This is a genomic window from Pseudomonas sp. MAG002Y, assembly GCF_019400845.1.
In the GTDB taxonomy this organism is placed as follows: Bacteria; Pseudomonadota; Gammaproteobacteria; order Pseudomonadales; family Pseudomonadaceae; genus Chryseomonas; species Chryseomonas luteola.
The window spans coordinates 158,186-184,945 of the sequence record NZ_WOEJ01000003.1 but is presented as its reverse complement, the minus strand read 5'-3'; the positions used below and the strand labels follow the sequence as shown (position 1 = coordinate 184,945).

Sequence of the window (26,760 nt, the reverse complement as noted above, 5' to 3'; positions counted from 1 at the left end):
TGACATGACTCCTGTGAAGCGTCCCGCTCCCAGCCTGGAAGCCGATGAGGTCAGCAAATCCTTCCTCATGGGCATGGTTCGCCTGCACGTATTGCAACGGCTGTCCGTCTCCATCTATCCCGGTGAACTGACCTTGATCTCGGGTCCATCAGGGTGCGGCAAGAGCACGCTGCTATCGCTGCTCAGTGGGTTGCAGGCGCCGGACGAAGGTCAGACCCGCGCTCTGGGCCAGGAGCTGGGCGGTCTGGCCAAGCGTGCCCTTGAGCGCTTCCGCCTCAAGCACACCGGCTTTGTCTTTCAGGGCTTCAATCTGTTTCCGGCGCTGACCGCTACCGAGCAGGTGGCATTGCCGCTGGGCTATCTGGGCTTTTCCAACCAGGACGCCCTGGAGCGCGCCCGGCAGGTGCTCAAGGAAGTGGGGCTGGCTCACCGGCTCGACCTGCGCCCGGCTTCGCTGTCTGGCGGCGAGCGGCAGCGTGTGGCACTTGCCCGCGCCTTGGCCAAGCGCCCCCAACTGCTGTTTGCCGATGAGCCTACCAGTGCCCTGGATGCCGAAAACGGACAAAACGTCGCCCGGATGCTGCAACGCATCGCCCATGAGCAAGGTTCGACCGTGCTGTGCGTCAGCCACGATCCGCGCTTGATCCGTCATGCCGACCGGGTACTGGAGATGGAGGACGGACAGATTCAACGTGACTGGCGACCTTCCGAACAGGGCAGCCACGCCCGCAGGGAGTTTGCCTGATGAACATGCGTATTACCCACAGTCTGCTGGCCGCCTTGATGATCGCGTCGGTCGTAGGCTGCTCGGACAAGAAACCTCCGCGACCGGCGAAACCGGCTGCGACCGAAGCCGCAAAATATGTAGCCATGGCGAGGGGCAAGGTAGAGGTGCAAGGTGGGCTGCTGGAGCTTAAATCCCTGCAAGCCGGCCGACTTGCACGCCTTACCGTAGCCGAAGGCGATACGGTCCAGCGCGGCGCCGAACTGGCAGCGCTGGACGACCGAAGCGCCCGTACCGAACTCAAGGCCTATGAAGCAGAGCTGGCGCAGGCGCAGGCCCGGCAGAAAGCGGCGGAGCAGCGTCTGCCGCCAGCGCGCCAGCGTGCGCAGCAATTGCAGAAGGCCGCCCGTCAGGGTGCAGTGGACCCTCAACAGGCAACCGAGGCCCGGCAACAGGTTCAGCAGCTGGAATCGGCACAGGCCGTTGCCAAGGCAGGGGTCGAGATTGCCCGCCAGCACGTCGCGCTGGCCAAGGATCGACTGGCCGAGCGCGTATTGCACGCACCGCAGGCCGGGACGGTAGTGCGCGTCAACGCCACCCAGGGTTCGCTCGTTTCGCCAGAGGATGCCAGGCCGCTGCTGGTGATCCTGCCGGAGCGCCCGCTGCAAATCCGCGCAGAACTCAATGAAAGCTTTGTCCATCGTGTGAAGCCGGGCATGACGGCAGATGTTGTGCTGGAAGCCGAGCCCGGCCAGCCGCCCCTGAAGGCGCACGTGACACGCCTGGGCGATCTCTTTGGCAGCAGCCACCTGGACGACGACAGCCAGGGACATCCCAACGTGCGAGTGGTCGACTGCCTGCTCGCGTTCGATCAGCCGCCGACGCTTCGTATCGGCCAGAATGTACGGGTGAATTTCCATGAATAATCTTTCACACTCCGTGCTCGACGAATCGCTCAGGCCCTATACGCCTGTCGTTCGCGAGGTTTTGCCGAACCCTTCGCAGCCCTGGATGATCCAGTGCGATTTCGACGGCACCATCAGCCAGGTCGATGTGATCGACTCCCTGCTCGAACGCTTTGGCCGCCCCGGCTGGCAAGAGCTGGAAGACGATTGGGAGGCCGGTCGGATCGGCTCCCGTGACTGCATGCAGGGCCAGGTGGCACTGCTGGACATGTCGCAGGAAGAGTTTCACGCACATCTTGACGGTATCGCCATCGATCCGGGCTTTCAGGCCTTCGTTGAGGCGGCCGGTGAGCGGGGCCTGTTGATTCAAGTCATCAGTGACGGGCTAGACTATGCGATCCGCTATATCCTGCGTCGCCACGGCCTGGGCGGGCTGCCCGTGCAGGCCAACTACCTGACCCAGACCGGCGAGCGCAGCTGGGAACTTGCCTCTCCCTTTGCCAGCCCGCACTGCCTTCGCGACAGCGGCACCTGCAAGTGCGAGCGGCTTGCCCTTCAGCACCAGCGCCAGCAACGCGTGTTATTCATTGGCGACAGCACTTCGGACTTCTGCGTCTCGGGCCGTGCCGACTTTGTGCTGGCCAAGTACAAGCTGATCGATCATTGCCGCCAGCGCGGCTATCCCTTCGCACCGATTTCCACTTTCAACGACGCCCTGTCCTGGCTGGACGAGCTCGTTCCTCAAGAGCAACCCTCTCGATGACTGAACATGAATTTCTTCTGGAAGGCGGCCGCACCGGCGTCCTTCTGATCCACGGCCTGACCGGAACGCCCAACGAGATGCGCCTGTTCGGCCGTGGGCTGAACAAGGCTGGCTTCACAGTCTATGGTGTTCAACTGGCCGGCCACTGCGGCACAGCCGATGATCTGGTCGAAACACGCTGGCAGGACTGGTATGCCAGTGTTTGCGCTGCAGCGGACAAGCTGCGCGAGCAGGTCGATCATGTCTTCGTGGCGGGCCTGTCCATGGGCGCGCTACTGGCACTCAAGCTGGCAGCCGATCAGCCGGACCGGATTGCCGGCGTAGCCGCGCTGGCGACCATGTTCCGCCACGACGGCTGGAGCATGCCGTTCTACACCCGTTTCTGCTTCATCCTTCCGATCTGCAAGGCGCTGGGCATCGGTCGCAAGACCATGTTCATCGAGCAGCCGCCCTATGGCATCAAGGATGAAATGCTGCGCACCTACATCGTCGACCAGATGAATTCCGGCGACAGCGCCGCAGCAGGCTTGCCGGGCAATCCCTGGTGGGCCGTGGCAGAGATGTATGCCCTAGCTACCCAGGTACGCAAACAGCTCGGCGACATCACCTCACCCTGTCTCGTGATGCACGCGACCCAGGACGACATTGCCAGCCTCGACTATAACGCGCGACTGGTAGAGCGCTCGGTCAAGGGCCCGGTGACAACGGTCTGGCTGGAAGACAGCTACCACATGATCACAGTGGACCGTGAGCGGCGCAAGGTGGCCTCCGAAACGGTTGCGTTCATCAAGAGCGCGCTGGGCGAGCAGGCAGTATCGCCTGTGGCGGACAGGGTCACGGCATGACGGCCGAAACCTTTCCGGGGCTCGTCATCGTGCTGTGGATCGCCAATGTGGTGATCGACAGTGTCGGCCAGCTGGCGTTCAAGGCTGCAGCGACCGAGTCGGCGGACAAGGACGGACTTGCGCACTGGATAGAGATGAGCCGTCGCCCGTGGCTGTGGCTGGGAATCGGCTGCTACGTGATGGAGTTTGTCGTGTGGCTGGCGTTTCTGTCGTTGGTGCCGCTGTCCCAGGGTGTACTGCTGGGCTCTATCAATATTGTGGCCATCATGCTGGCGGGGCGCTTTTTCTTCGCTGAAAAGCTCACGCCATTGCGGGTGTTGGGCATCAGCCTCATTTCCATTGGCGTTGCCGTGGTAGGGATACAGGCATGAAGCGTTTCTACCTGATTGGTTTTCTGCTACTCATGGCGTTCGATACGCTGGCGCAGCTGAGCTTCAAATACGCCGCCATGCAGGCCGAACCCCTGTCGATGACCACCGAGTGGCTGTGGCGGGTATTCGGCCATCCATGGATCTACGGTGCGTTCGTAGGCTACATCGGCGCCTTTTTCTGCTGGATGACCCTGCTCAAGCACGTGCCGGTCGGCCCGGCCTTTGCGGCCTCGCACCTGGAGATCGTCTCCGTGATGCTGCTGTCCGTGTGGCTGTTCAACGAGCATCTGGGCTGGCCGCAACTGTTGGCTGCCGGTTTGATCATCCTGGGCATCGTTTGCCTGGCCCTGAGTGAACACCGTGAAGCCGCTTCCTCGTAAAGCCTACTTCGACGCACCGCCCACAGCGGGCCTGCCCTTGCGGTTGCGCGACCTGCTGCCCGGCGGCGAGCGTAACCTGAGCACCGCCCTGGCGCGTTTTCTAGGCGTGGAGCATGTTCAGCTGGAAAGCTCTGGCACCGCGGCAATGGTCATTGCGCTTACAGCGCTGAAAAGGCTGTCACCTGCGCGTACGACCGTTATCGTTCCGGCCTATACCTGCCCGCTGGTGGCGCTGGCGGTTGTCCAGTGTGGGCTTGAGCTGCAACTCTGTGACCTCAAGCCGGACAGCCTCGACCTTGATCCATTAATGCTCGAGGCTTTGTGCAACGAGCAGACCTTGGCCGTCGTCCCAACCCACCTGTGCGGCCGGATCAGCGATATCGACCCAGCGATTGAATGCGCCCGGGCGGTAGGCGCCTGGGTGATCGAGGATGCCGCCCAGGGCTTGGGCAGCCGTGTCGGTGGTCATAGCATCGGCATACGCAGCGACATTGCCTTTTTCAGCCTGGCAGTGGGCAAGGGGCTTACGATTTTTGAAGGCGGCGCCCTTATCGCCCGCGAGGAGACGATTCGTCAGGCCTTGCGTCATGCCAGTCAGGCGCTGGCGCAGCCAAAACCCTGGCTGGAATTCAAGCGCAGTGTTGAGCTATTGGGCTATGCCGCCCTCTATCGGCCTGCGGGTCTGCGGCTCGCTTACGGCCTGCCACTGCGGCGTGCGCTGAAGAAAGGGGATTGGGTGGCCGCTGCCGATGAATATTTTTCTCTGCCCATTACGTTGCATCAGGTTGGGTCCTGGCGGCAGGCCGTTGGCGTTCGCGCCCTGAAGCGCCTGCCCGACTTCCTCACACAACAGCGCATGCAGGCCGAACGCAGGCTCAAGCGCCTGCGCACCCTTTCTGGGCTGGTTCCCCTTGTAGGTCATGAGGGCGAGGGGAGCTGGCCCGTTTTATTAGTGCTCATGCCCAGCCGCGAGGCCCGCGATACGGTGCTAGAGACTGCCTGGGGCAGTGGCTACGGTTTGAGCATTCCCTTCGTGCATGCTCTGCCGGATTACCACTATCTGAACACGACGCTTACCTACAAGTCGCCCGTTGAATGCCAGGAAGCCCGCCGGCTGGCGGGTCGAATCCTGGCTATCAGTAATAGCCCCTGGTTAAGCGAGGCTGATTTTGATGTGGTCTATGGGGTGATTGAAGAGGCTTGTCACGCCGAGCGCATGACGCGCTCATAGCCCTGCGCCGTGTTCAGCCGGCTAACCAAACGCTGATTGAGCACATGCTGCTCCACCTGCCAGGATTGTAAGGTCAAATCAGGTATTTCCAGCGTCTGGCCATCGCCGGCGCTTAGCCAGCGCTTCCAGGCGCTGGGGTGCCGATAGACCGAGACATCACCGGTGATATCACTGCCCAAGAGCTGCCCCTTCAAGGCCTCAATCGCCTGCATGACATGATGCTCAAGCATGACACCCTGATCCCAGTTGGTGCGGACGACCGAAGGACTGAAAACATCCTTGTCGATGGATAAGTACGTGGGTTGCTGCTCACGAATCAGGAGCTCACTCAGGGTATCAGCCAGGGTGTCGGCATCGGCAAAGTTGCGAAAGGCCGACCGCACACCCAGCCAACGCGCCCACCCCGTGTCTACGCCCAGGCTCCAGTAGCTCAGCTTACCGCTGCGCAGTGGCGTCAGGTAATTCTCCCAGGCATGTCCACGGCCGATGTCTGGCGAGGTGATACCCACCACATGAACGTGGCTGACCTGCGGCAATAGGGCGACACGACGCACCCAGGAACCGCAATGGATACCAAACAGATAACGCATGTTGTCCGGGTGATTATCGAACACTACGACCCGAACGCCCCGTGTACGGGACGTCTGCCGGGCAATGAGCGGCCAGCTCAAATGATGAAAATCACCACTACCCATCAGTACAGGGCCGTGGTTGACGGGTAGGCGGGCCACCACATCACGGCCGAAGGCATCGAGAGTCGAGACGCGGCAGCCAAACCGCACCCGTGCCTGCCAGTCACGCAGGTCCAGGCGCAGGGCATTGTCTACTGCACCGATAGAACCATCAAGATCCAGAACGATAGGCTGGTTCACGGCTGTCACTCCATTGGCGGTCACTTTCAAAGTACCGGGAAAAGCGTCGCGCCAGGCCACGCAACAGGGCGTTGCGCACATAGACGGCGTGACAGGTGAAAGTAAAGGAAGCACCCAGGTAGGATTTGATTTCCGGGTCTGTCCAGCCGGCTACGTAATGGGTCAGGCCGCGGCTGAGGGCATAGTCCAGGTTGATGAGCCAACTGATGAAGTACAGGTTGAACGACCGGGCTTCGGGATATTGCAGCCCGATGTACTTGTCGATCAGCTTGCCGTCATGCACGAAGCACACGTTATAGCCGATCAGACGATCTTCATGGCGATACTCGAATACCATTCCACCGCTGCCTGCATCTCGCAGCATCTGCTCGAAAAACCCTCGAGACAGACGATCGAAGTGAATCTCGCTCTGGTCGTACACATTCAGGTATAGCCGGTAATACTCGTCGATCAGCTCGTCACACAGGAACTGCGCATCGCCTGTCGGCACCTCACGAATCGTCAACGCCTCGCGCTTGCGCCATTTACGGCGAATATCCTTACGGCGGCTCGACGAAAGACGGCCCAGGTATTCCTCCACGGAGACGAAATCGATGGGTACATAGGCCAGCGCCTGACCTTCTACCAGGACGAAGCCCTCTGCCTTGCAGGCCTCAAGCAGCCGCTCCGCATACCGATTGGCCGAGTCGTCCAGCAGGGGGGAGTGTTGGGGAATATCCTTGATGATCATCATCGGATAGCACCACCCCAGCGCCTTACGCAGACGCTTGACCAGCGAGCGGGCCGACCAGGCTGCCGGGAAGAGGGCATATTCGGAAACCGTCGTGCCGATGAAGGCTGTACGGATACGCAGCCATTTGGACCAATGGCGATAAAGGGGAAGTGATTCGACCCTACGCTTGAGCGATCCGTCTACTGTAGTCAGCAGATCGAACTCCGCCTCGAAGCCCGGTGTGGCCTGGGGCAGGCGCAGCACCTGAAACCCATCGGGCGGATGGGCACTGAACTGATCGATCAGCGCCCCAGGCTCGAGCTGATTGCCGTACAGCGGTCCGGCAGAGCCGGACCTTTGTTCGAGCCCCACCGCGTCAGGCCTGCTTGGCGCGAGTGATCAGCTGGTCAAGCAGTACCATCGCCTGATCGATCTCGGCGAAGGAGATTTCCAGCGACGGTGCAAACGTGATGACGTTCTTGTAGTAGCCGCCCACGTCCAGCACCAGACCGGTCTTCTTGCCCTGGTATTCGAGATCGCCAGCCAGACCGATATCAACCATCTTGTCCAGCAGCTCGCGGTTCGGGGTAAAGCCGTCTTCAGTACAGATCTCGGCACGCAGGGCGAGTCCTAGGCCGTCAACATCACCGATTTCCTTGTGGCGCTTCTGTAGGTCCTTCAGGCCTTCCAGGAAGTACGCACCACGGTCCATCACATGCTTTTCGTAGTCTACTTCCGAGGTCATGCGCAGGGTTTCGAGGCCCAGCGCCGTACCCAACGGGTTGGACGCGAAAGTGGAGTGCGTGGAGCCCGGCGGGAATACATCGGGGTTGATCAGCTCTTCACGGGCCCACACACCGCCCAGCGGGTTCATGCCGTTGGTGAGCGCCTTGCCGAAGACGATGATGTCCGGCTTCACGCCAAAATGCTCGATCGACCACAGCTTGCCGGTACGGTAGAAGCCCATCTGGATCTCGTCGACCACCATCAGAATGCCGTGGTCGTCCAAGACCTTTTTCAGGCCGGTATAGTAGTTTTTCGGTGGAACGATATAGCCGCCGGTGCCCTGGATAGCCTCGACGTAGAAGGCCGCATATTCCGACTCCTTCGCCTTGGGATCCCACACTGCGTGGTATTCGTTCTCGAACTTACGGGCAAAGTCCTTCACTAGGTGCTCGCCGTACTCTTCGGCCGTCATGCCTTTCGGGCGGCGGAAGGGATAGGGGAACGGCACGAAGTTGGCGCGCTCGCCAAAGTGACCATAACGGCGACGGTAGCGGTAGCTGGAGGTAATGCTCGATGCGCCCAGCGTACGGCCATGGTAGCCACCTTCGAAGGCAAACATCAGGCTCTTGCCGCCGGTAGCATTACGGACGATCTTGAGCGAATCCTCAACGGACTGCGAACCGCCAACGTTGAAATGCACGCGGCCCGGCAAACCAAACTTGCGCTCGGCGTCCTGAGCGATGGTCTTGGCCAGCTCGATCTTGGTCGGGTGTAGATACTGGCTGGCAACCTGGGGCAGGACGTCCAGCTGCTTGCGCATCACGGCGTCGAGACGCGGGTTCTTGTAGCCGAAGTTGACGGCCGAGTACCACATCTGCAGGTCGAGGTAGGGCGTACCCTCGGCGTCATACATGTAGCTGCCTTCGCAGCCAGTAAAAATCTTGGGCGGATTAACGTAGTGGACGGTGTCGCCAAAAGAACAGTATTTGGCTTCGTCAGCCAGCAAGGCTTCGTTGTTCATGGATTGCTCCAGACTGCGATTGGGTGAGGATCACCGTGGTCTACAGCAGACGCGCGATGACAACTGCCCTGCATTGTGCAAAGGCAACCTTGCTGGCCTGTCGAGGGATTGTGTGCAAAGTGTGGAGATGAAACAGAACGTTTCGCGAAGCGACAAACGTAACGTTTTCAGGCGTGAGCTGGCATTATCAAAGCCAGAACGAACGCAGGAGTACTCTTATGAATATTCGTCCCATTACCGCCGCTGACTTTGATCAGGTCTGGCCGATCATCCAGGCAGTCGTCCAAAGCCAGGAAACCTATGCGCTTGATCCGGCCATGGACCGTGACGCCGCCTGGAAGCTCTGGGTCGAGCTACCCAAGGCCACCTTTGTCGCTGAGCGGGACGGGCAGATTCTGGGTACCTATTACATCAAGCCCAATGCCGCCGGGCCGGGCAGCCATGTGTGCAACTGCGGCTACATGACTGCCGAAGCCGCACGCGGGCAGGGAGTCGCCAGTGCCTTGTGCGCCCATTCACTGGATATGGGGCGCGAGCTGGGCTTTCTGGCGATGCAGTTCAACTCGGTGGTCTCCACCAATCAGGTGGCGGTTGCCCTGTGGAAAAAGCATGGTTTTGAGGTCGTCGGCACGCTGCCCAAGGCCTACCGTCACCGCACCCAGGGGCTGGTGGACTGCTACGTGATGTTCCGCGCGCTTTGATCAAATCGTACCGTTAGGTATCGCCGCATGACACATGCCTGCCATTCTGAATTGTAGGTTGGGTAAAGCGTAGCGCTACCTAACGAAGCATGCTCCATTGAGTAGCGCTACACAGTAGCCTTTGTCAGGGCAATTGCAGGGCATTGCGGATGGTAAAGAAAAGATCCGTCTGATCAGTCAGACCGGACACGTTGGCGGCGCCAGGACCGTAAGCAGCAATCCGTAGCTGCGCGCCGGTATGGCCTTGGTCGCTTTCTTCAGAGTTGCCGTAGCTGACCGTCATGACTGCACCGTCACGCGTGTTAAGGGCTTGGGTCAGGCCGGGCGCTTTCACATCGGGATAGACGATCTGGCTGGAGTGGGCATGATCCGCCGTCACAATAACCAGCGTATTACCGTCAGCCTTGGCAAAAGCCAGCGCCTTTTGCACCGCCTCATCGAGGTCTACGGTCTCACCGATCTGGCCGCAGGGATTAGCCGCATGATCAGCTTTGTCGATGGAGGCCCCTTCTACCTGCAGGAAAAAGCCCTTGTCGTTCTGATTAAGTAGCTCAATAGCCTTTTGTGTCATGTCTGCCAACGTTGGCACGCTGGCCGTCCGCTCGGAGTTAACGCGACACGTAATGGCTGGCTGATCAATATTGCCGTGGTAACTGGCTTTTGGTCCCATCCAGCGTACCGGCATGTTGCCCGGGGAAAAGAGCCCGAGCAGTGGCTGCTGCTGGTTGGCCTGAGAAATCGATTTGAGCGAATCAAGGTCATTCACCACGCGATAACCACGCGCCTGGGCCTGCTGCAACAGCGTCTGGCTCTGCCATTGTCCGGCACGGGCCGTTTCGGCAAAGCTCGCTGCACCGCCGCCGAGCGTAACATCAGGGCGTGTGTTCAAAAGCTGTTCGGTAATCGAACCATCACCACCATTTTCCAGCGCATTGGCAGGGCACTGCTTACTGGTAGCAACCGGACCGTAGCATTTACGCCCGGTTACATGAGCGACCAACACAGCAGGCGTTGCGTCCTGGATTTCAGCGGTGGAGACGTTTCCAGTCGCCTTCCCAGCCGTTTTCGCCAATTCCAGTAATGTCTTTTGTGGTTGCCCTTTGATGTCGACGCTGATGGCACCGTTATACGTCTTGGTGCCGGTTGCCCAGGCGCTGCCAGACGCCGCTGAGTCAGTTACATAGTCAGGCTTGCCCGTCTTGCGATCCAGTGAATAGTGGGTGTACTGGCCCGTGACCGGCAGGGCGTCGATGCCTTTGAAATAGCCGCCTGCACCTTCAGCGTAATTGCGCGCGATCGTAATCTCCGAATCGCCCATGCCATCGCCAATCAGCAGGATCACATTCTTGGCAGGCCGATCCGAAAGCGTTGCTTTCAAGGCTTGTGTCAGGTCGCCGTCCAGTCGGCGGGCACCACCATGCTGGGTGAGGTCACCCGCTGCACCCCGAGCATAAAAGCTGGCCGGAGCGGCCTTGCTGGTGTCGGCGGACGTGGGAGAAGTGGTATGTGTGGCGCAGGCGGTGAGCAGTGCAGAGGCAACCAGAGAGGTGGACAGTGCGGCCGTTTGAGACCAACGGGCGGGCATCGTCTTCATTGAATATCCTTTTGACAGTGATCCAAGCGCTTGATTGTTTCAAGGCCTGCCAAAAGTGCCGTGCTCAGATGACCTTTTCATGACAGAAAATAGTGGCAAAAAGCCTACTTCAGGCTGTATTGAGCCGATTGATACCCAAGCGGGCTGCTGGGTATCAATCCAAGGCGCTCAATCCAACCTATACGTCATGCCGGAGCGGCCTTTGGCAGCTCTACATACCCTTTCAACGCCTGTACACGGCGCAGCCATTTTTGAACCGCTACAAACGGCGTCAGATCAATGCCGCCTTCCGGCGCCATGGCGGTGTATGGGTAGCAGGCGATATCGGCAATCGTCGGGCCGCCGGCTTCCGGCACCAGCCACTCTTCGCCAGTCAGCTGTTTCTCCAGAACGTCTAGTCCAGCCAGACCCAAGGCCTGACAATCCGTCAGGTTGCCGGTACGCGCAAAGACCGACGTGTTGTTAAGACTGATCGACCGGGCACGGCCTAGTCCATAGCGACCTTCGTTCTGTTCGAAGGCCAGCCACTGCATCACCTTGGCCATGGTCACGGGATCGGTAGGCAGCCACAAGCCACGACCATACTGGCGAGCCAGATACACCAGGATCGATGTGGAGTCCCAGAGCGTTACGCTGTCATCCACCAGAACCGGAATCTGCCCCCGGGGGTTGATGGCCAGAAACTCCGGCTGCCGGTTTTCGCCAGCATTGAGATCGACCTTGACCCGTTGATAGTTCAACTCCAGCACAGACAGCAGCAGACGGATCTTGTAGCAATTACCGGATCGTTCCAGATCGTAGAGAATCAAGGCTGTAACCTCATACAGGAGTCAGGCCGCACGGCAGCAAAACCGTCATCTTACAATGTCCGGGACATGAACACGTTGTAAGGCCCCTCTAATAGAAAACGGCCTCTTGCCAACACCTTGCGTTTTACGCGGTTACTCATAGCATGAGGAGACGTCCAAGCGAGGTGATCTGCATGACCGCCAGTGGCATCCACCCATCTGCTGTAGAAACCTTTACCGCTCAAGAGCGCGAGCGTTTTCTCGCCAACAATCCGAACTCCGTGGCACTGGCCGAACGCGCCCGAAAGTCGCTTTACGGAGGCGTTCCCATGCACTGGATGGCCGACTGGTCCACGCCGGTGCCCCTGTTCGTCGAGCAGGCCAAGGGCGCACGTTTCTACGACGTGGACGGCCATGAATACATCGACTTCTGCCTGGGCGATACCGGCACCATGTTTGGTCACTCACCGGACCCCATTGCCAAGGCATTGGCCGAACAGGCGTCCAACGGCCTTACCACCATGTTGCCGGGCGAGGATGCGGTCGTGTGCGGCGAGTTGCTGGCCGAACGCTTCGGCTTGCCGTATTGGCAGGTCACCGCCACGGCAACCGATGCTAATCGCTACGTGCTGCGCTGGGCGCGTGCCGTAACCGGACGCAAGACGCTTCTGGTATTCGATGGCTGTTACCACGGCACGGTAGACGATGTGATGGTGCGCCACCGCAACGGTCGGACGGTGCCTCGTTCCGGCCTGATTGGCCAAGCGTATGACCTGACCGAATACAGCCGCGCCATTTCCTTCAACGATGTGGCAGCCTTGGAGGCGGCCCTGGCTGAAGGGGATGTCTGCGCGCTGTTATGCGAGCCCGCCATGACCAATATTGGCATGGTCCTACCAGAGGCGGGCTTTCTACAACAGTGTCGGCAGCTGACCCGCCAGTATGGCGCGCTGCTGATCATCGACGAGACCCATACCATTTCTACTGACATTGGCGGCTGCACCCGCCTGTGGAACCTTGAGCCAGACTTTTTTGTGATGGGCAAACCCATCGCTGGCGGCGTACCCTGCGGCGTGTTTGGTTGCAGTGCGGAAATGGCCGAACGCATGCACACAGCGCGAGAACAGGCGCAGGCACATAGCCACGGACACGGCCACAGCGGCATGGGCACCACACTTTCCGCCAACGCCCTGGCCATGCACTGCATGCGCGCCAACCTGGAACAGGTGATGACACCCGCTGCCTATGCCCACATGCTGCCGCTAGCCAAGCGCCTCGCTGATGGCTTCCGCCGATTGATCGCCGGACATGGCTTGAAGTGGTCTGTGACCGAGCTGGGCGCACGGTGCGAGTTTCAGTTCTGCCCAACCCCGCCCAAGACGGGTGCCGAAGCCGAGGCAGCCTTTCATGATGAATTACAGATGGCGCTGCACCTGTATCTGATCAATCGCGGCATCCTGATCACGCCGTTTCACAACATGACGTTGTGCTGCCCCGACACCACCGAGGCAGACGTGGATCGTCTCATCGCCACGCTGGATAATGCCCTGATCGATCTGCTGGCCCTGCCCAACGCCCGCGAATAACCCTAACAACAAGAGCCCTGATCATGACCTTTGCCGATCCCCAGGAAGCCCGCGATTTTCTTGCCCAGCACCCTGACGTGCGCAGCATTGAGCTGATATTGATCGACGCCAACGGTGTCCCACGCGGCAAGCTCCTGCATCGCGACGAACTGCTGGCCATTTATGAAAATGGTCGCCCGCTGCCCAGCTCTATCCTGGCGCTGACCATCCAGGGGGAGGACGTTGACGAGACCGGGCTCGTCTGGGACGTGGCGGATGCCGACTGTTGGACATATCCACTGCCCGGCAGCCTGACGCTGCAACCCTGGCGCACCGTGCCCACCGGGCAGGTGCAGGTCAGCATGCACCCGGAGAAGGGCCTGCCTGCCGCTCCGGCAGACCCTCGGCATGTGCTGGTGCGCGCCGTGGATCGACTCAAGGCGGACGGTTATCACCCGGTCATGGCGGTGGAGCTTGAGTTCTATCTGTTGGACAAGCAGCGCGACGCCCAGGGCCGCCCACAGCCTGCCGTGCAAATGAATGGCATCCGCCCACAGGCTCCGCAGGTGTACGGAGTGTATGAGCTGGAGCAGCTACAGCCGTTCCTGGATGACCTGTACGCCGCCTGCCAGGTGCAAGGGCTGCCGGTACGCACAGCCATTTCCGAATACGCTCCATCCCAGATCGAACTGACCCTGGAGCACCGCTTCGATGCGCTGCAGGCGGTGGATGAGGGCGTACGTTACAAGCGGCTGGTCCGTGGCGTAGCCAACCGGCACGGCTTGCAGGCCTGCTTTATGGCCAAACCCTTTGGTGATCTGGCGGGCAGCGGCCTGCATTTGCACGTGAGCCTGGCCGATGCCAACGGTAACAACCTTATGGCCAGCGAAGACCCACACGGTACGCCGTTACTGCGCCACAGTATTGGCGGCATGATGGCGACGCTGAATGACGCCTTGGCGATCTTCTGCCCCAACGCCAACTCGTTCCGTCGTTTCCAGGCCAACAGCTACGCCCCGTTGGCCAAGAGCTGGGGTGTTAACAACCGCACCGTCTCTTTCCGTATTCCTGGTGGCCCGGCGCCCAGCCGCCACATCGAGCACCGCATCTGCGGCGCCGACGCCAACCCGTACCTCGCCGCCGCCGCGCTTCTTTCCGGTATTCATAAAGGGATTCGTGAAGAAATCGATCCCGGCGAGCCCATCACCGGCAACGGCTATCAACAAGCCCGCGAAACCCTGCCCACCGATTGGCTCACAGCGCTGCGCAGTCTGGAAACTTCAACCTGGGCACGGGAGGCTTTGGGTGAGGAGTTCTTGAAGGTCTATCTCGCTATTAAATGGGCCGAGTACCGTCAGTTCATGGGGGAGGTAGGGGAGCAGGATTGGCAGTGGTATTTGACGCATGCTTGATATGGCTAAGTGAGGCAACAATTTTCAAATAGGCAAGTCAAAAAAAGAACATGAATTCTTGTGTAGTTAGCATAAGCAGGCTATGCGCTCAATTCAGCTTTTAGAATGGCCACAATGTATCGCACTTAAAATGACCATCCTTTTCTGAGGCGCATATGGTCTTGCTTAAAAATATAAAGCTTGTAACAACCACACAACTTTAAAAATACTGAGCTGCTTCTATGAGGAACTACCTATTATATAGGTTAAGCGCATGGGGATGATGAAATCACCCAGCTTAATTCTATATAAAAAGTAAATTTCTATTCGCAGAATAAATAATTCAGCTTTTATGGAATTTGAACACCTATTGAAAGCCTAGAAGACCTCAGACATGCAGCACTAAAAATTAAATTTGGCTATTTATATAAGCAGAAAATCCTTATGCAGGCAAAGATTAGGGGCCCATTAATTTATAGCTCGGGCTTTTAAATAAGGCGCGAGACTATGTGAAGCAGAAAAGAAATCGCCGAACAAAGAAATTAAGTGACTTAATAGTTTCTGCATCAAACAAGTTTACCTAATAGCTAATTCAGATCATTACCTTCATTCGCAAAATATTTCCTCAATACGACTCCTCAAAACTTCCGGCTTCATAAGTGCTAATGGCTGCAAATCATAGATATAGGAACTAGATTTATAATCACTCTGTATTCGAGCTAGAAGCTAAGTAAAACTTATTGTTGGATGGGCTTGTTTCTTATAGAAACTTAGAAAAATTGGAAAAAATATAAAACAAACTAAAACATACCAAGAGCGGTAGAGATTGATCAAAAAGGTATGAAAAATCTACATTCCTAAAACGGACCGTATCGCAGCTACAAGAGTTAGTATTTTTACAGCTGCCTACTCAGCCTTAGGTTCGTTAGTAAATTGTTTTTTGAAGCTAAAATTCTTTCAGCTACAGCTTGCCTAGCTTAAAAATACGACTCTAAGTTTCCATAAACAAAAAAACAGTGGATAAAATAGATAAAAATATAAATGCAAATACTCTTATCCATAAATCCACACTTTCCATACAGTGAAGAAAACCACCACTTTTCCCTTGTGAATTCATTAAAATCCCAAGATACCAAAAAGAAAAGTTAAGTAAAAAGGCTAGCGCAACTAATAGTATTAATCCTGTGCTTATAATCCAAGCCTTCCATAAATCAACACTCCCAACCACTGGATCTGAATATATCAGCAATTGTCCAGTCAATAAACCAAGTGAAAGCCCCCCAATCGCATAAGTATTTACCAAAAGATGATAAGCACACCTTGCAATAAACTTTGATCGAGGCAACAAAATTGCGAGGCCAACAAAAACAAAAGATATGACCCCAATTACATTCCACAAATGAGGGCCTATTCCCTCTGAAACAGCCGCCTTCAAATAATTAGCAGGAAGATAATCATGAAAATACTCCACAAGACAAACTATCAAAAAAGCAGGAATAGCCCAGCAAAATATAATCAGCATTCCTTCATTTATATCACGCGCAGACCATAATGATTCTTTTCTAAAACAACTTAGCTGCGACCTCATATAACGACTAAATCTACCTAACATCGCAAACTCCCCTTTAAATAAAATTAGCTTTCAGGGTCAGTTAAGCTTCTTATACAGCTTTTCTTAATTAATCGAAGACAACCGCTATGTTTATCCCCGCCCTATATACGGCATCTTAGTCGCCATCACTGTCATGAATTGCACATTCGCCTCCAGAGGCAAACCGGCCATATAACGCACCGCGTCTGCCACGTGCTGCACATCCATGCGTGGCTCGATGGCTTTTTCGCCGTTGGCTTGCAAGATGCCTGTGCTCATGCGCTCGGTCATTTCGGTAGCGGCATTGCCGATGTCGATCTGGCTGCACGCGATGTCATAAGCGCGGCCATCGAGGGAGAGGGATTTGGTCAGGCCGGTAATGGCATGTTTGGTCGCGGTATAGGCTACGCTGAAAGGCCGTGGGGCGTGGGCGGAGATGGAGCCATTATTGATGATCCGACCGCCGCGGGGTGTCTGGTGACGCATGAGGCGGAAGGCGGCGCGGCTGCACAGAAAGACGCCGGTCAGGTTGGTGTCGACCGTAGCACGCCAGGCACTGACGTCCAGCTCATCAATAGGTACGGCCTGGGCACCGATACCCGCATTGTTGAATAGGACGTCGAGCCGGCCATAAGTTGCGTTAATGCGCTCGAACAGGGCGTCTACGCTTTGCTCGTCCGTCACATCGCACACAACGGCCAGGGCCTCCTGACCTGCAGCCTTGGCTTCTTCCATAAACGCCTGCAACGGCGCTTCGCGACGGGCAGCGACTACGACGCGATACCCATCATTCAATAGCGCCTGGGCAACGGCCTTGCCGATTCCTTGGGAGGCCCCGGTGACAAGCGCGACTTTACCGGCTACGTTCATGCGTGAATCCTTCTTCTTATTAGGTAAGGCCTGAGCCTAAACCAGCCCGCGCGGTTAGGGTAGGCTCTGTTATCCACAGCCTTGATGAGAAGACTTTATGCCTTATGCCAATCTCCTGTTCGATCTGGACGGCACACTGACCGATCCCAAGCTCGGCATCACACTGTCCATCCAATATGCACTGGCTCAGATGGGTATCAATGAGCCCGATCCAGACACGCTTACTCATTTTATCGGCCCGCCGCTGCACAGCGCCTTTATGGCGTCTTATGGATTCGACGATGCCCAGGCCTGGCAAGCCGTAGAGCACTATCGGGTGCGCTTTAAAGAGAAGGGCCTGTATGAAAACACGCCGTACCCAGGCATCCGCGAGACGTTGGCAGCGCTCAAGGAGACGGGGTACAGCCTGTATGTGGTGACGTCCAAGCCTTGGGTGTTTGCTAATGAAATCGCGCGCCACTTTGAGCTGACGGGGTATTTCAAGGCCATTTATGGCAGCGAGCTGGATGGCACGCGTACGGATAAGGGCGAGCTGATCAAACATGTGCTGGAGACGGAAAAGCTGCAGCCCGAGACCTGCCTGATGATTGGAGACCGCAAACACGACCTCATAGGTGCTCGACGCAACGGTGTAGATGCAGCCGGTGTGAGCTACGGTTATGGAGGCCGTGCAGAGCTGGAAGCGGAAGGGCCGCGGTTTGTGTTTGAGACACTGGAGGCGTTGAAAGAAGCGCTGGTGTGATGAGCAGGATGGGTTGAGCTGCGCGATACCCATCATCAAAACACTCATGCCCACTGAATGCAGAGAAAAGCAGCAAAATCGCTTCGCTCAATATGCTCCTTAACCGCCGATATTCCCTCCACTGTAGGCCGCGAGATCATGTGTAGCGCGCTCTAAAGCTCGCTACATGACCCAGTGAAGTTACTCATAACAGCCCCACTTCGTTAGCAATAGGTATGACTATTTATCTGGTGATTTTGCATAGCCTTTTAACTCATAAGATGTCTGACGTATGACGTTTCATAAGCTCATGGAATACAGGAAATAAGGGGGGTGTAGCCGATAAGGGACATTTTTTGCCCGCTGCACACGGTGCGATAAAGGCTATCGCCGTGTTGTGACAGCCTGGTGAATATGGCTATCGATAGAGGCGGGTTCAGCCTGTAGCCGCAGGAAAACGGGTTAGTGATACATCCCGTTTTCCCTACGCAATCATGTTCTACAACTTTGCCTTGACCGCGTCCAGACCGTCGTTGCCGTCCTTGGTTTTCACACCCTGCAGCCAGGGCTCAATGGCCTGTGGATTAGCCTTGAGCCAGTTCTGTACAGAGTCGGCATAACTGATCTTTTTCTCCACCACGTCGTTCATGATGGCGTTTTCCATATCCAGCGTGAACGCAAGGTTGGAGAGCAGCTTGCCTACGTTCGGGCACTGCTCGGCATACCCTTTACGTGTCAGCGTATGAACCGTGCCCGCCTCGCCAAAGTATTTCTCACCGCCGGTGAGGTACTTCATCTCGTAATTGATGTTCATGGGGTGGGGCGTCCAGCCCAGGAAGACCACCCACTGGTTGCGCTTCACAGAGCGGCCTACCTGCGCCAGCATGGCCTGCTCGCTCGATTCCACCAGTTGCCAGCCGCCCAGATCGAACTCGTTACCGTCGATCATCTTCTGGATCGACTGGTTACCCGGGGCACCCGAGCCGATGCCGTAGACCTTCTTGTTGAACTTGCCAGCATGCTTGGCCAGATCGCTAAAGTCTTTCACACCGGCGTCCCAGACATACTTGGGTACGGCCAGGGTGAATTCGGTCCCGTTCAGGTTTTCCTTGAGATCGGTCACTTGGCCGCTTTTAACGAATTGATCGTAATACCCTTGCTGCGCAGGCATCCAGTTGCCCAGGAAGGCGTCGATCTTGCCATCCTTCAAGCCGCCAAACACGATGGGGACGGAAAGCGTGTCGACCGTGCTCTGGTAGCCCAGCGATTCGAGCAGAAAGCCGGCAACGGCATTGGTAGTGGATATATCGCTCCAACCCGGATCAGCCATACGAACAGTGCCGCAAGCGGCATCTTCAGCGTGAACCTGCGTACCAAACAGGGCGGCGCCAACCATCAAGAGCGTGGGTATTGGTTTCATGCGTGCGTCCTTCAGCGTGTGTTATCGGGTCTACAGTGGCCCGTCAGCATCCTTCGAGCAAGGGTTGATTACAGCGGCTGTGGATAACGGGCACGGCGCTCCAGATCATCCAGGTCGATGTGGTTGCGCATGTATTGCTGGCTCGCATCCACGAACGGCTGGTGGTCCCACGCCGTGCGCATGCCCTTATTCAGCGCCTCGGCGACAAAGCGGCGACGCCGCTGGCTGGCCAGCACATCGGCGTGGATATGGGGTATGGACCATCGGGTACGGGCCTCCTGTACAAAGGTATCCAACACGCTCTGGTATTCACTGCTGGTTGCAAGGTTCTCCAGCTCCTGGGGATCATTGGCGAGATCAAACAGAAGCAGCGGGTCCTGCTCGGAGTAGATGAACTTGTAGCGGCCACGCCGAATCATCATCAGCGGGCTATGAGTACCTTCGGCCATGTATTCGCCGATCACTTCATCGTGGCCCTCACGGTTTTCCAGGTGCGGCAGCAGTGATCGACCATCCAGGGGCAGGCCGTCCTGCACACAGCCTCCGGCCAGCTCCACGAGGGTCGGCAGGAGGTCCATGGTGGAAACCGACGCACTAACGTGCCGCGCCGCAAACTGTTTGGGGGCGTGGATGAGCAGGGGTACGCGGGCAGACATCTCGAACCAGTGCATCTTGTACCAGAGGCCGCGCTCGCCCAGCATGTCGCCATGATCACCCGAGAAGACAATGATCATATCCTCTGCAAGTCCGCACTCTTCCAGAGTCTTGAGCAGCTTGCCGATATTGGCATCCACATAACTGCATGCCCCGTAGTAGGCGCGGCGCGCATCCCGAATCTTCTGCTCCGGCAACGGCTTGTCCCACAGGTCGATGACCTTGAGCAGGCGCTGGCTGTGAGGGTCCTGCTCATCCTGGGACAGCGCCACCCGTGGCAACTCGATGTCCGTTTCCTCATACAGATCCCAGAATTCCTTGGTAATCGTGTAGGGGTCATGCGGGTGAGTCATGGAGACAGTCAGGCAAAAGGGCTGGTCATCCCCCCGACGGACATGGTCGTAGAGATATTGCCTGGCCTTGAAGACCACTTCCTCATCGAAGTCCAGCTGATTGGTGCGGATGGAAGGCCCGGCCTGCAGCACGGATGACATGTTGTGATACCAGCTTGCACGCACATCCGGCTCGTCCCAGTTCACCGCCCAGCCATAATCGGCAGGGTAGATGTCGCTGGTCAGACGCTCCTCGAAGCCGTGGAGCTGGTCCGGTCCGCAGAAATGCATCTTGCCGGAGAGGGCAGTGCGATAGCCCAGGCGGCGCAGGTAATGGGCATAAGTCGGAACGTCCGCAGGAAAGTCAGCGGCGTTGTCGTAGGCCCCGATTCTGGAAGGCAATTGCCCACTCATCAGGACAAAGCGAGAGGGCGCACACAACGGGCTGTTGCAGTATGCCGAATCGAACACCACGGCCTGCTGTGCCAGACGCTCAAGATTGGGAACCTTGATGGGCGAGTCGGCACCGTGGAGCGGCAGCAGCGGCGCAGCCATCTGGTCCGCCATGATGAAAAGGATATTGGGTTGCTTCATTGCGGCGCGTCCTATGCTGGAAAGTTATGCGATAGTGCGTGAGCCCATGATCAATCCTGCAAGGTTGATGGGTAAACCACATGAGAATGCATGTGTTGGATAAGGAGAACTTATGGCATTGATGGATGAGCCACTATCGCTAGACTGCCTGCGTATCTTCGAAGCGGCTGCCCGGCACCTGAGCTTTACCGCAGCGGCAGCCGAGTTGGGCATGACGCAGCCGGCCATCAGCCAGCAGATCAAACGGCTGGAAGGACAGCTGGCGGTACGCCTGTTCGACCGTGTGTATAGAGGCATTACCCTGACGGCCGCTGGGGCGTTGCTTCTGGAACACGTGCAAGCAGGACTGGACAGCATCGACACAGGCATTGCAGCCATCACGCGACGAGCACCTCATGAAGTATTGAACGTAGCGACCGATTTCGCCTTCGCCGCCTATTGGCTGATGCCTCGCCTGCCCCGCTTTCATGCACTGCACCCGGAGCTGGACGTCAGCCTTGTCACCAGCGATCGCATGCCTGGGCTAAATCTGCAAAATATCGATATTGCCCTGACCTTTGGCGATGGTCGCTTCAAGCATGGTGAGTCGCTGGCCTTGTTTCGAGAAGAGGTTTTCCCGGTCTGTAGTCCGCGCCTGGTTCAGGGTATGACACTGCCGCTCCCCAAGCAGACGCTGGCCAGCCTGCCCATGCTGCATTTGAAGCCGGAGCTGTCGAGCAAATGGTTCGACTGGAAAGGGCTCTTCCAGGCGTTGGATATTCAAGCACCGCCTATTCCGGCAGTGTTGAGCTTTGATAACTACACCCTCGTCATTCAAGCCGCTATCGCCGGCCAGGGCGTTGCGATTGGCTGGCGCCATCTGGTGGACAATCTGGTCGAGCAAGGTTTGCTATGTCGCCCGATTGCCGAGTGCGCTACGTCTGCCTATGGCTATCACGCGCTGATTCCCGAGCGGAAGCGGCGGGGCAGGTTGGTCGAGCAGTTCGTCGGATGGCTGCATAATGAGATCAACGGCGAAACCCTTGTGCTAGACCGCTTTCGCCTCAGCATATGAAAAACACTGTATTGCGATATGTAAAAAGCCTATCAAGCTAATAGCGCCTGGACCGATAGGACAAGCAAAGGCTTTCTGCCTACTTGTTCTTGAGGATGAACTCATGGCGTTACGCACTCTGAAAATCGCTCCCCGCCTGGCCGCAGGCTTTGGTCTGATGGCGCTTATCGTTCTAGGGCTCGGCCTGTTTTCAATGAGCCAAATGAGCAACATGCGCGAGCAGTCACGCGAGGTAGATGCACACTGGCTGCCAGCTATTGCCGCCTTGGGTGACATGAACATGCACATGATGCGTGTACGTGTCTTTAGCCTGCGCCTATTTACAGCTGACACTGATCAACGCCGCCAGGAAACTGCAAACAAATTAAGCGCCGTCAAAGCAGAGCTTAAGGATGCCGAGGCGCGCTATGAAACGATGGTTCAACTGCCAAGCGAGCAGGAACTCTATACCCAGTTCAAAAAGCTCCAGGATGCATACTTAATCCATCAAGCTGAAATGACACGCTTAGTCATGTCAGGCGATAAAGTTTCAGCGAATATAATTCTAAATGCGCAAATGGCGGGAATTGCCGATGAACTTGCTGCTAGCCTGAAAAAGCTGTCGCAGTACAGCGCAGATGAATCCGGCAAGGCCGCCGACAAGGCGGAGGCAGCCTATAACGCCGGCAAGCTGGGCGTCAGCCTTGCCATCGCCCTGGCGTTTGCAATCACGGTATTGCTGGCCTGGGTCATGAGCCGTAGCATCGTACGTCCGCTGGGTCAGGCCGTGAGCAGTGCACGCGCCGTGGCATCCGGCAACCTGAGCGTGCCGGTTCAGGTAGAAGGCAAAGATGAAGTAGGGCAGCTGCTCGAATCCCTCGCCATCATGCAAGGTAACCTGCGCGATGCGATCGAACAGATCTCCTCGTCCTCCACACAACTGGCCTCTGCGGCAGAGGAGCTGAATCTAGTTACGGAAAGCTCATCCATGAACCTGACCCAGCAAAACCACGAGATCGAGCAGGCTGCAACTGCCGTGACCCAGATGAGCACCGCTGTCGAGGAAGTAGCCCGTAACGCCGTGTCCACCTCCGAATCGTCCAAGCGCTCGGCGCAGGCCGCTCACGAAGGCCGCACCAAGGTCGACAACACAGTTACAGCCATTGAGCACATGGCCGGCGAGGTGGACAAGACGTCCACACTGGTCAGCGGACTGGCCGAACAGGCCCACGATATTGGTAAGGTGCTGGATGTAATTCGGGCCATTGCCGAGCAGACCAATTTGCTGGCCCTGAACGCGGCCATCGAGGCAGCACGGGCCGGTGAAGCGGGGCGCGGTTTTGCCGTGGTCGCGGATGAGGTGCGTGCCCTGGCCCACCGCACCCAGGAGTCCACCCGTGAAATCGAACAGATGATCAGCGCCATCCAGGGCGGTACGCAGGAAGCCGTAACATCCATGCAGAGCAGCGCCAGCCAAGCGCAAAACACGTTGGCGATTGCCCAGTCTGCCGGTGCGGCGCTTGAAGAAATCACCCAGCTCATTGCCGAGATCAACGAGCGCAACATCGTGATTGCCAGCGCGTCGGAAGAGCAGGCGCAGGTGTCTCGTGAAGTAGACCGTAACCTCGTCAACATCCGTGACCTGGCCTCCCAGTCCGCAACCGGCGCAGCCCAATGCAATGCTGCCAGTGCGGAACTGTCTCGCCTGGCGGTGGACCTGAACGGTCTGGTGAAACGCTTCGAGATCTAACGCTGACGCCTACGAAAAAGGCAGCTCCAGGAGCTGCCTTTTTTATTGCCGCCGGGTATTGCCCTTAACGCTCGTAGAGCTCAAGGGGCAGGTCGTCCGGATCGCTGAAAAAGGTAAAGCGTTTCTGCGTCAGCTCATCTACCCGAACAGGCTCTACGGCAACGTCATGCTGCTTGAGATGCGCAATGGCAGCGTCCAGGTCTTCCACGGCAAAGGACAGATGACGCAGCCCTTGCGCTTCCGGCCGAGAAGGGCGCGGTGGCGCGTCCGGGAAGGAGAACAGCTCGAGCTGGGCGTGATCACCAACAGCCAGATCCAGCTTCCAGGACTGGCGCGCCTCACGAAAGGTCTCGGCTATCACCCTGAGCCCCAGCACCTCGGTGTAAAAACGCTTGGACGTGGGGTAGTCGGAGCAGATCAGCGCCACATGGTGCAAACGGTCGAACATCAGGGCACCGCCACGAACTTCAGGTCGGACGGCATGGCCACGTCGACGCTTTGTAACTCTTCGCCCAGCTTGCCGGTTTGCGGATCGCGCGCGAACACCTTCAGCTGGCTACTGCCCTGGTTGGCGACCAGCATGTAGCGTCCCGTCGGATCAATGCTGAACTCGCGGGGCTCGCGACCGTTGACGGAGCGGCGATCAACAAAGGTCAACGTGCCTTCCACCGGATCGACGGCAAACACATCGATGTGGTTGTCATCGCCTCGGTTGGCAGCGTAGAGGAAGCGGCCATCGTTGGAGAGATGGATGGCGCCTGCTCCTACCTTGCCGCTGAAACCTTCCGGCGCCAAGGTGTAGACCTGTAACTGTCGCAGTGCACCGTTTTCATGGGCGAACACCATGACCTGTCCGGTCAGCTCAAGGGTCAGGTAGGCGAAACGGCCGTCACCGCTAAAGACGATATGGCGCGGGCCGCTGCCTGATGGAACGGGCGTATAGGGGGTTTCAGCCGGAGACAGCGGGCGCTCCTGTCGTGCAGGGTTGTAGCGATAGGCAAAAATCTTGTCAGCGCCGAGGTCTGGCGAGAACAGATACTGGCCGTCTGGCGTAAACGTCACCCCATGGACATGGCCGGACGTCTGCCGCTCCGGGTGATTATTACTGGCCTGGAAGAATTCGATCTGGGCAACCGGGCTCAGCACACCGTTGCTTTGCACCGGCAGCGCGGCCAGAGAGCCTTCGGGCTCGACGGAATAGTTGGCGACAAACAGGAACTGTCCGTCAGGGCTGAGCGTCGAGTGGGTTGGATGATCCCCCAGGGTCTTGACCTGGCTGATTTGTTGCAGCCGGCCGCTTTCTGGATCGAAGCGATAAGACGTGGCGCGGCCAATGTCATCGCCCTTGCTGCCACGACCGTTTTCATTGACGACAAATACCGTACGGCCGTCGCGCGCCAGTGTCAGATAGGACGGGTTGTGGGCTTTGACAACGCGCAGCGGTCCGGTGACCTGCCCGGCGCGGCTGTCGAATCGGTAGACATAAAGCCCCTGGCTACTGCCGTTGGTGTAGGTCCCTACCAGCAGGTTATACAGTCCCGGCTCAGCGCTGGCGGTGGTCGCGATGCCGGTCAGTGGCGCGAGCAGGAACAGTGGTAGCAAAGAGGGCAGCTTCATGGCGTTTACTCATTCTGATCAGTGAGGCACGGGCAAAAAAGTTAGCTAACAGACCTGAACCGGTGATATCAGTTCGCTTTGTGACACATTCTGTTGAGCTTCATCGTTTCCATGCGGTCCGACCCAAGTGTAACGGTTTGAACCTTTTTCTGTGGCGGCCCTGAGCCCGCTCATTTCTCAAACAGGAGAGTACGATGCGTTTCTATTGCCTGCCTAAAGCCGAATCCTATGCCGACCTGACCCTGCGCGAGCGTGATACACCCAAGCCGGGACGCGGCCAGGTTCTGGTCAAGATGAAGGCCGCCTCGCTGAACTACCGCGACCTCATGGTCGCAACCGGCCGTTATGCACGTAGCGGTCTGCCCAAGGATCTGGTGCCCCTGTCCGATGGTGCAGGGGAGGTAGTGGAGATCGGAGATGACGTTGACCGCGTCAAAGTAGGCGATCGCGTGGCCGGTATCTTCATGCAGACCTGGATTGGCGGCCATCTGGACCCCACCCACGGTGCCTCCGCCCTGGGTGGCGCCATCGACGGGGTGCTGTCCGAGTACGTACTGTTCGACCAGAACGGCGTGGTTACGCTACCCGAGCATCTCTCCTATGAGGCCGGTGCCACCTTGCCCTGCGCTGGCGTAACGGCCTGGCATGCGCTGTTCGGCAGTGTTCAGCCACTGGTAGCCGGTCAGACTGTACTGCTGCTTGGCACAGGCGGGGTCTCTATTTTCGGCCTGCAATTCGCTCATGCGGCCGGAGCACGCACCATCATTACCTCATCTAGCGATGAAAAGCTGCAAAAAGCTAAAGCCCTGGGTGCCCACGAGACCGTGAACTACAAGCAGCATCCGGAGTGGCAGGAGCAGGTGCTAGGCCTGACCGAAGGAATCGGTGTTGACCATGTGGTAGAAGTCGGCGGAGCCGGTACGCTGCCTCGCTCGCTGCGCTCGACTCGTCCGGGCGGCGCCACCCACCTGATCGGTGTGCTGACGGGTGGAGAGATCAACCCGGCAGCGCTGATCCAGCGCTCTGTCGTACTGGAGGGTATCTATGTCGGCTCACGCGAGATGTTCGATGCCATGAACCGTGCCATCGCCCTGCATCGCATCGAGCCGGTGATCGACAAAGTCTTCAGCTTCGACGAGGCCCAAGCGGCGTATCGCTACATGGACGGACAGAGCCATGTGGGCAAAGTCGTCATTCGCTTTGAAGGGTAAGACATGACAGCGGCTATCCAGGGCTACCACGCCCATGTCTATTTCGACGCCACGACACTGGAGCAGGCCAGGGCGCTGTGCGAAGAGGCCGCGCGCCGCTTTGCCGTGACGATGGGCCGGGTTCACCAGCGACCGGTCGGCCCTCACCCGGACTGGAGTTGTCAGCTGTCGTTTCGTCCAGAGGTATTTGCGGACGTGGTGCCCTGGCTGGCGCTCAACCGGAACGGGCTGGTGATCTTTCTCCATCCCGTGACCGGCCATGATCGTGCCGATCACCGCGACCATGCCCTCTGGATGGGTGCGGTAAGGCCGCTTGACCTGTCCGTGTTACCCGAAGAACCCGTGCAATACGACTTTCAGTAAGCCCGTGATGACGCA

The 26,760-nt window shown here is 57.8% G+C and carries 26 protein-coding genes; 15 read left to right on the top strand and 11 right to left on the bottom strand.

The window, feature by feature from the left end:
- Nucleotides 1–4: 4 nt before the first annotated feature.
- Genes GM154_RS06040 through GM154_RS06010 form a run of 7 tightly spaced genes read left to right on the top strand, consistent with a single transcriptional unit; the run spans nucleotide 5 to nucleotide 5,219 of the window.
- Nucleotides 5–745 (top strand): ABC transporter ATP-binding protein, encoded by a 741-nt coding sequence (locus GM154_RS06040; RefSeq protein WP_219651356.1) that lies wholly within the window; start codon nucleotides 5–7, stop codon nucleotides 743–745.
- Nucleotides 745–1,650, top strand: a complete 906-nt coding sequence (locus tag GM154_RS06035; RefSeq protein WP_074821063.1) for an efflux RND transporter periplasmic adaptor subunit — start codon at nucleotides 745–747, stop codon at nucleotides 1,648–1,650. Before GM154_RS06040 ends, GM154_RS06035 begins: the two co-directional genes overlap by 1 nt.
- Nucleotides 1,643–2,392, top strand: a complete 750-nt coding sequence (locus tag GM154_RS06030; protein ID WP_083397800.1) for an MtnX-like HAD-IB family phosphatase — start codon at nucleotides 1,643–1,645, stop codon at nucleotides 2,390–2,392. The genes GM154_RS06035 and GM154_RS06030 overlap by 8 nt, the downstream gene beginning before the upstream one ends.
- Entirely contained in the window at nucleotides 2,389–3,237 is an 849-nt protein-coding gene (locus GM154_RS06025; RefSeq protein ID WP_122041165.1) for a carboxylesterase, read from the top strand. Before GM154_RS06030 ends, GM154_RS06025 begins: the two co-directional genes overlap by 4 nt.
- Nucleotides 3,234–3,608: an EamA family transporter gene (locus tag GM154_RS06020; RefSeq protein WP_122041166.1), complete on the top strand. Its 375-nt coding sequence runs from the start codon at nucleotides 3,234–3,236 to the stop codon at nucleotides 3,606–3,608. The genes GM154_RS06025 and GM154_RS06020 overlap by 4 nt, the downstream gene beginning before the upstream one ends.
- A complete protein-coding gene (locus GM154_RS06015) occupies nucleotides 3,605–3,988 on the top strand; it encodes a multidrug efflux SMR transporter (protein WP_010796411.1) in 384 nt (127 codons plus the stop codon). Before GM154_RS06020 ends, GM154_RS06015 begins: the two co-directional genes overlap by 4 nt.
- Nucleotides 3,969–5,219, top strand: a complete 1,251-nt coding sequence (locus GM154_RS06010) for a DegT/DnrJ/EryC1/StrS family aminotransferase (RefSeq protein WP_219651354.1) — start codon at nucleotides 3,969–3,971, stop codon at nucleotides 5,217–5,219. The genes GM154_RS06015 and GM154_RS06010 overlap by 20 nt, the downstream gene beginning before the upstream one ends.
- Here the strand turns inward: GM154_RS06010 and GM154_RS06005 are convergent.
- The 3 genes from GM154_RS06005 to GM154_RS05995 are packed head-to-tail and all read right to left on the bottom strand — an operon-like array spanning nucleotide 5,192 to nucleotide 8,550.
- Nucleotides 5,192–6,091, bottom strand: a complete 900-nt coding sequence (locus GM154_RS06005; RefSeq protein ID WP_308460593.1) for an arginase family protein — start codon at nucleotides 6,089–6,091, stop codon at nucleotides 5,192–5,194. The two genes, GM154_RS06010 and GM154_RS06005, sit on opposite strands and share 28 nt — an antisense overlap.
- Nucleotides 6,063–7,175 carry a GNAT family N-acetyltransferase gene (locus GM154_RS06000; RefSeq protein WP_308460592.1) on the bottom strand — a complete coding sequence of 371 codons (1,113 nt, stop codon included), beginning with the start codon at nucleotides 7,173–7,175 and terminating at the stop codon, nucleotides 6,063–6,065. The genes GM154_RS06005 and GM154_RS06000 overlap by 29 nt, the downstream gene beginning before the upstream one ends.
- Nucleotides 7,176–7,179: 4 nt before the next feature.
- The gene (locus tag GM154_RS05995) at nucleotides 7,180–8,550 is read right to left on the bottom strand and encodes an aspartate aminotransferase family protein (RefSeq protein WP_010796407.1); all 1,371 of its coding nucleotides are present in this window, start codon (nucleotides 8,548–8,550) and stop codon (nucleotides 7,180–7,182) included.
- A gap of 218 nt (nucleotides 8,551–8,768) precedes the next feature.
- Between GM154_RS05995 and GM154_RS05990 the strand changes: the two genes are divergently transcribed.
- Entirely contained in the window at nucleotides 8,769–9,251 is a 483-nt protein-coding gene (locus GM154_RS05990) for a GNAT family N-acetyltransferase (protein ID WP_074821043.1), read from the top strand.
- Between the two features lie 124 nt (nucleotides 9,252–9,375).
- Here the strand turns inward: GM154_RS05990 and phoA are convergent, their stop codons facing one another.
- Together phoA and GM154_RS05980 are read right to left on the bottom strand one after the other, a co-directional pair.
- On the bottom strand, nucleotides 9,376–10,845 hold the full coding sequence (gene phoA, locus GM154_RS05985) for an alkaline phosphatase (protein WP_374940300.1): 1,470 nt from the start codon (nucleotides 10,843–10,845) through the stop codon (nucleotides 9,376–9,378).
- A 185-nt stretch (nucleotides 10,846–11,030) separates the two neighbouring features.
- The gene (locus GM154_RS05980; RefSeq protein ID WP_219651351.1) at nucleotides 11,031–11,654 is read right to left on the bottom strand and encodes a glutathione S-transferase family protein; all 624 of its coding nucleotides are present in this window, start codon (nucleotides 11,652–11,654) and stop codon (nucleotides 11,031–11,033) included.
- 173 nt (nucleotides 11,655–11,827) lie between these two features.
- Between GM154_RS05980 and GM154_RS05975 the strand changes: the two genes are divergently transcribed.
- Nucleotides 11,828–13,219 carry an aspartate aminotransferase family protein gene (locus GM154_RS05975; RefSeq protein ID WP_074821039.1) on the top strand — a complete coding sequence of 464 codons (1,392 nt, stop codon included), beginning with the start codon at nucleotides 11,828–11,830 and terminating at the stop codon, nucleotides 13,217–13,219.
- A 23-nt stretch (nucleotides 13,220–13,242) separates the two neighbouring features.
- Nucleotides 13,243–14,610, top strand: a complete 1,368-nt coding sequence (locus GM154_RS05970) for a glutamine synthetase family protein (protein WP_219651349.1) — start codon at nucleotides 13,243–13,245, stop codon at nucleotides 14,608–14,610.
- 970 nt (nucleotides 14,611–15,580) lie between these two features.
- Here the strand turns inward: GM154_RS05970 and GM154_RS05965 are convergent.
- Together GM154_RS05965 and GM154_RS05960 are read right to left on the bottom strand one after the other, a co-directional pair.
- Nucleotides 15,581–16,201 (bottom strand): hypothetical protein, encoded by a 621-nt coding sequence (locus GM154_RS05965; RefSeq protein ID WP_219651347.1) that lies wholly within the window; start codon nucleotides 16,199–16,201, stop codon nucleotides 15,581–15,583.
- A gap of 90 nt (nucleotides 16,202–16,291) precedes the next feature.
- On the bottom strand, nucleotides 16,292–17,050 hold the full coding sequence (locus tag GM154_RS05960) for an SDR family oxidoreductase (protein ID WP_219651345.1): 759 nt from the start codon (nucleotides 17,048–17,050) through the stop codon (nucleotides 16,292–16,294).
- A gap of 97 nt (nucleotides 17,051–17,147) precedes the next feature.
- Between GM154_RS05960 and GM154_RS05955 the strand changes: the two genes are divergently transcribed.
- Nucleotides 17,148–17,792 (top strand): HAD family hydrolase, encoded by a 645-nt coding sequence (locus tag GM154_RS05955; protein WP_074821028.1) that lies wholly within the window; start codon nucleotides 17,148–17,150, stop codon nucleotides 17,790–17,792.
- Nucleotides 17,793–18,270: 478 nt separating this feature from the next.
- Here GM154_RS05955 and GM154_RS05950 read toward each other — a convergent pair whose 3' ends face one another.
- Nucleotides 18,271–19,191: a choline ABC transporter substrate-binding protein gene (locus GM154_RS05950; protein ID WP_074821024.1), complete on the bottom strand. Its 921-nt coding sequence runs from the start codon at nucleotides 19,189–19,191 to the stop codon at nucleotides 18,271–18,273.
- 68 nt (nucleotides 19,192–19,259) lie between these two features.
- Entirely contained in the window at nucleotides 19,260–20,771 is a 1,512-nt protein-coding gene (gene betC / locus GM154_RS05945; protein ID WP_219651344.1) for a choline-sulfatase, read from the bottom strand.
- A gap of 112 nt (nucleotides 20,772–20,883) precedes the next feature.
- Between betC and GM154_RS05940 the strand changes: the two genes are divergently transcribed.
- Together GM154_RS05940 and GM154_RS05935 are read left to right on the top strand one after the other, a co-directional pair.
- A complete protein-coding gene (locus GM154_RS05940) occupies nucleotides 20,884–21,825 on the top strand; it encodes a choline sulfate utilization transcriptional regulator (RefSeq protein ID WP_374940299.1) in 942 nt (313 codons plus the stop codon).
- A gap of 103 nt (nucleotides 21,826–21,928) precedes the next feature.
- A complete protein-coding gene (locus GM154_RS05935) occupies nucleotides 21,929–23,554 on the top strand; it encodes a methyl-accepting chemotaxis protein (protein WP_219651343.1) in 1,626 nt (541 codons plus the stop codon).
- A 64-nt stretch (nucleotides 23,555–23,618) separates the two neighbouring features.
- Here GM154_RS05935 and GM154_RS05930 read toward each other — a convergent pair whose 3' ends face one another.
- Entirely contained in the window at nucleotides 23,619–24,002 is a 384-nt protein-coding gene (locus GM154_RS05930; RefSeq protein WP_125888060.1) for a VOC family protein, read from the bottom strand.
- On the bottom strand, nucleotides 24,002–25,171 hold the full coding sequence (locus tag GM154_RS05925) for a lactonase family protein (RefSeq protein ID WP_219651342.1): 1,170 nt from the start codon (nucleotides 25,169–25,171) through the stop codon (nucleotides 24,002–24,004). The genes GM154_RS05930 and GM154_RS05925 overlap by 1 nt, the downstream gene beginning before the upstream one ends.
- A 194-nt stretch (nucleotides 25,172–25,365) precedes the next feature.
- On the opposite strand from GM154_RS05925, the gene GM154_RS05920 reads away from it, so the two are divergent.
- Together GM154_RS05920 and GM154_RS05915 are read left to right on the top strand one after the other, a co-directional pair.
- Entirely contained in the window at nucleotides 25,366–26,382 is a 1,017-nt protein-coding gene (locus GM154_RS05920; RefSeq protein WP_219651340.1) for an NAD(P)-dependent alcohol dehydrogenase, read from the top strand.
- A gap of 3 nt (nucleotides 26,383–26,385) precedes the next feature.
- Nucleotides 26,386–26,745, top strand: coding sequence for a DOPA 4,5-dioxygenase family protein (locus GM154_RS05915; protein ID WP_010796390.1), 360 nt, complete (start codon nucleotides 26,386–26,388; stop codon nucleotides 26,743–26,745).
- The last annotated feature ends 15 nt before the right edge of the window (nucleotides 26,746–26,760 follow it).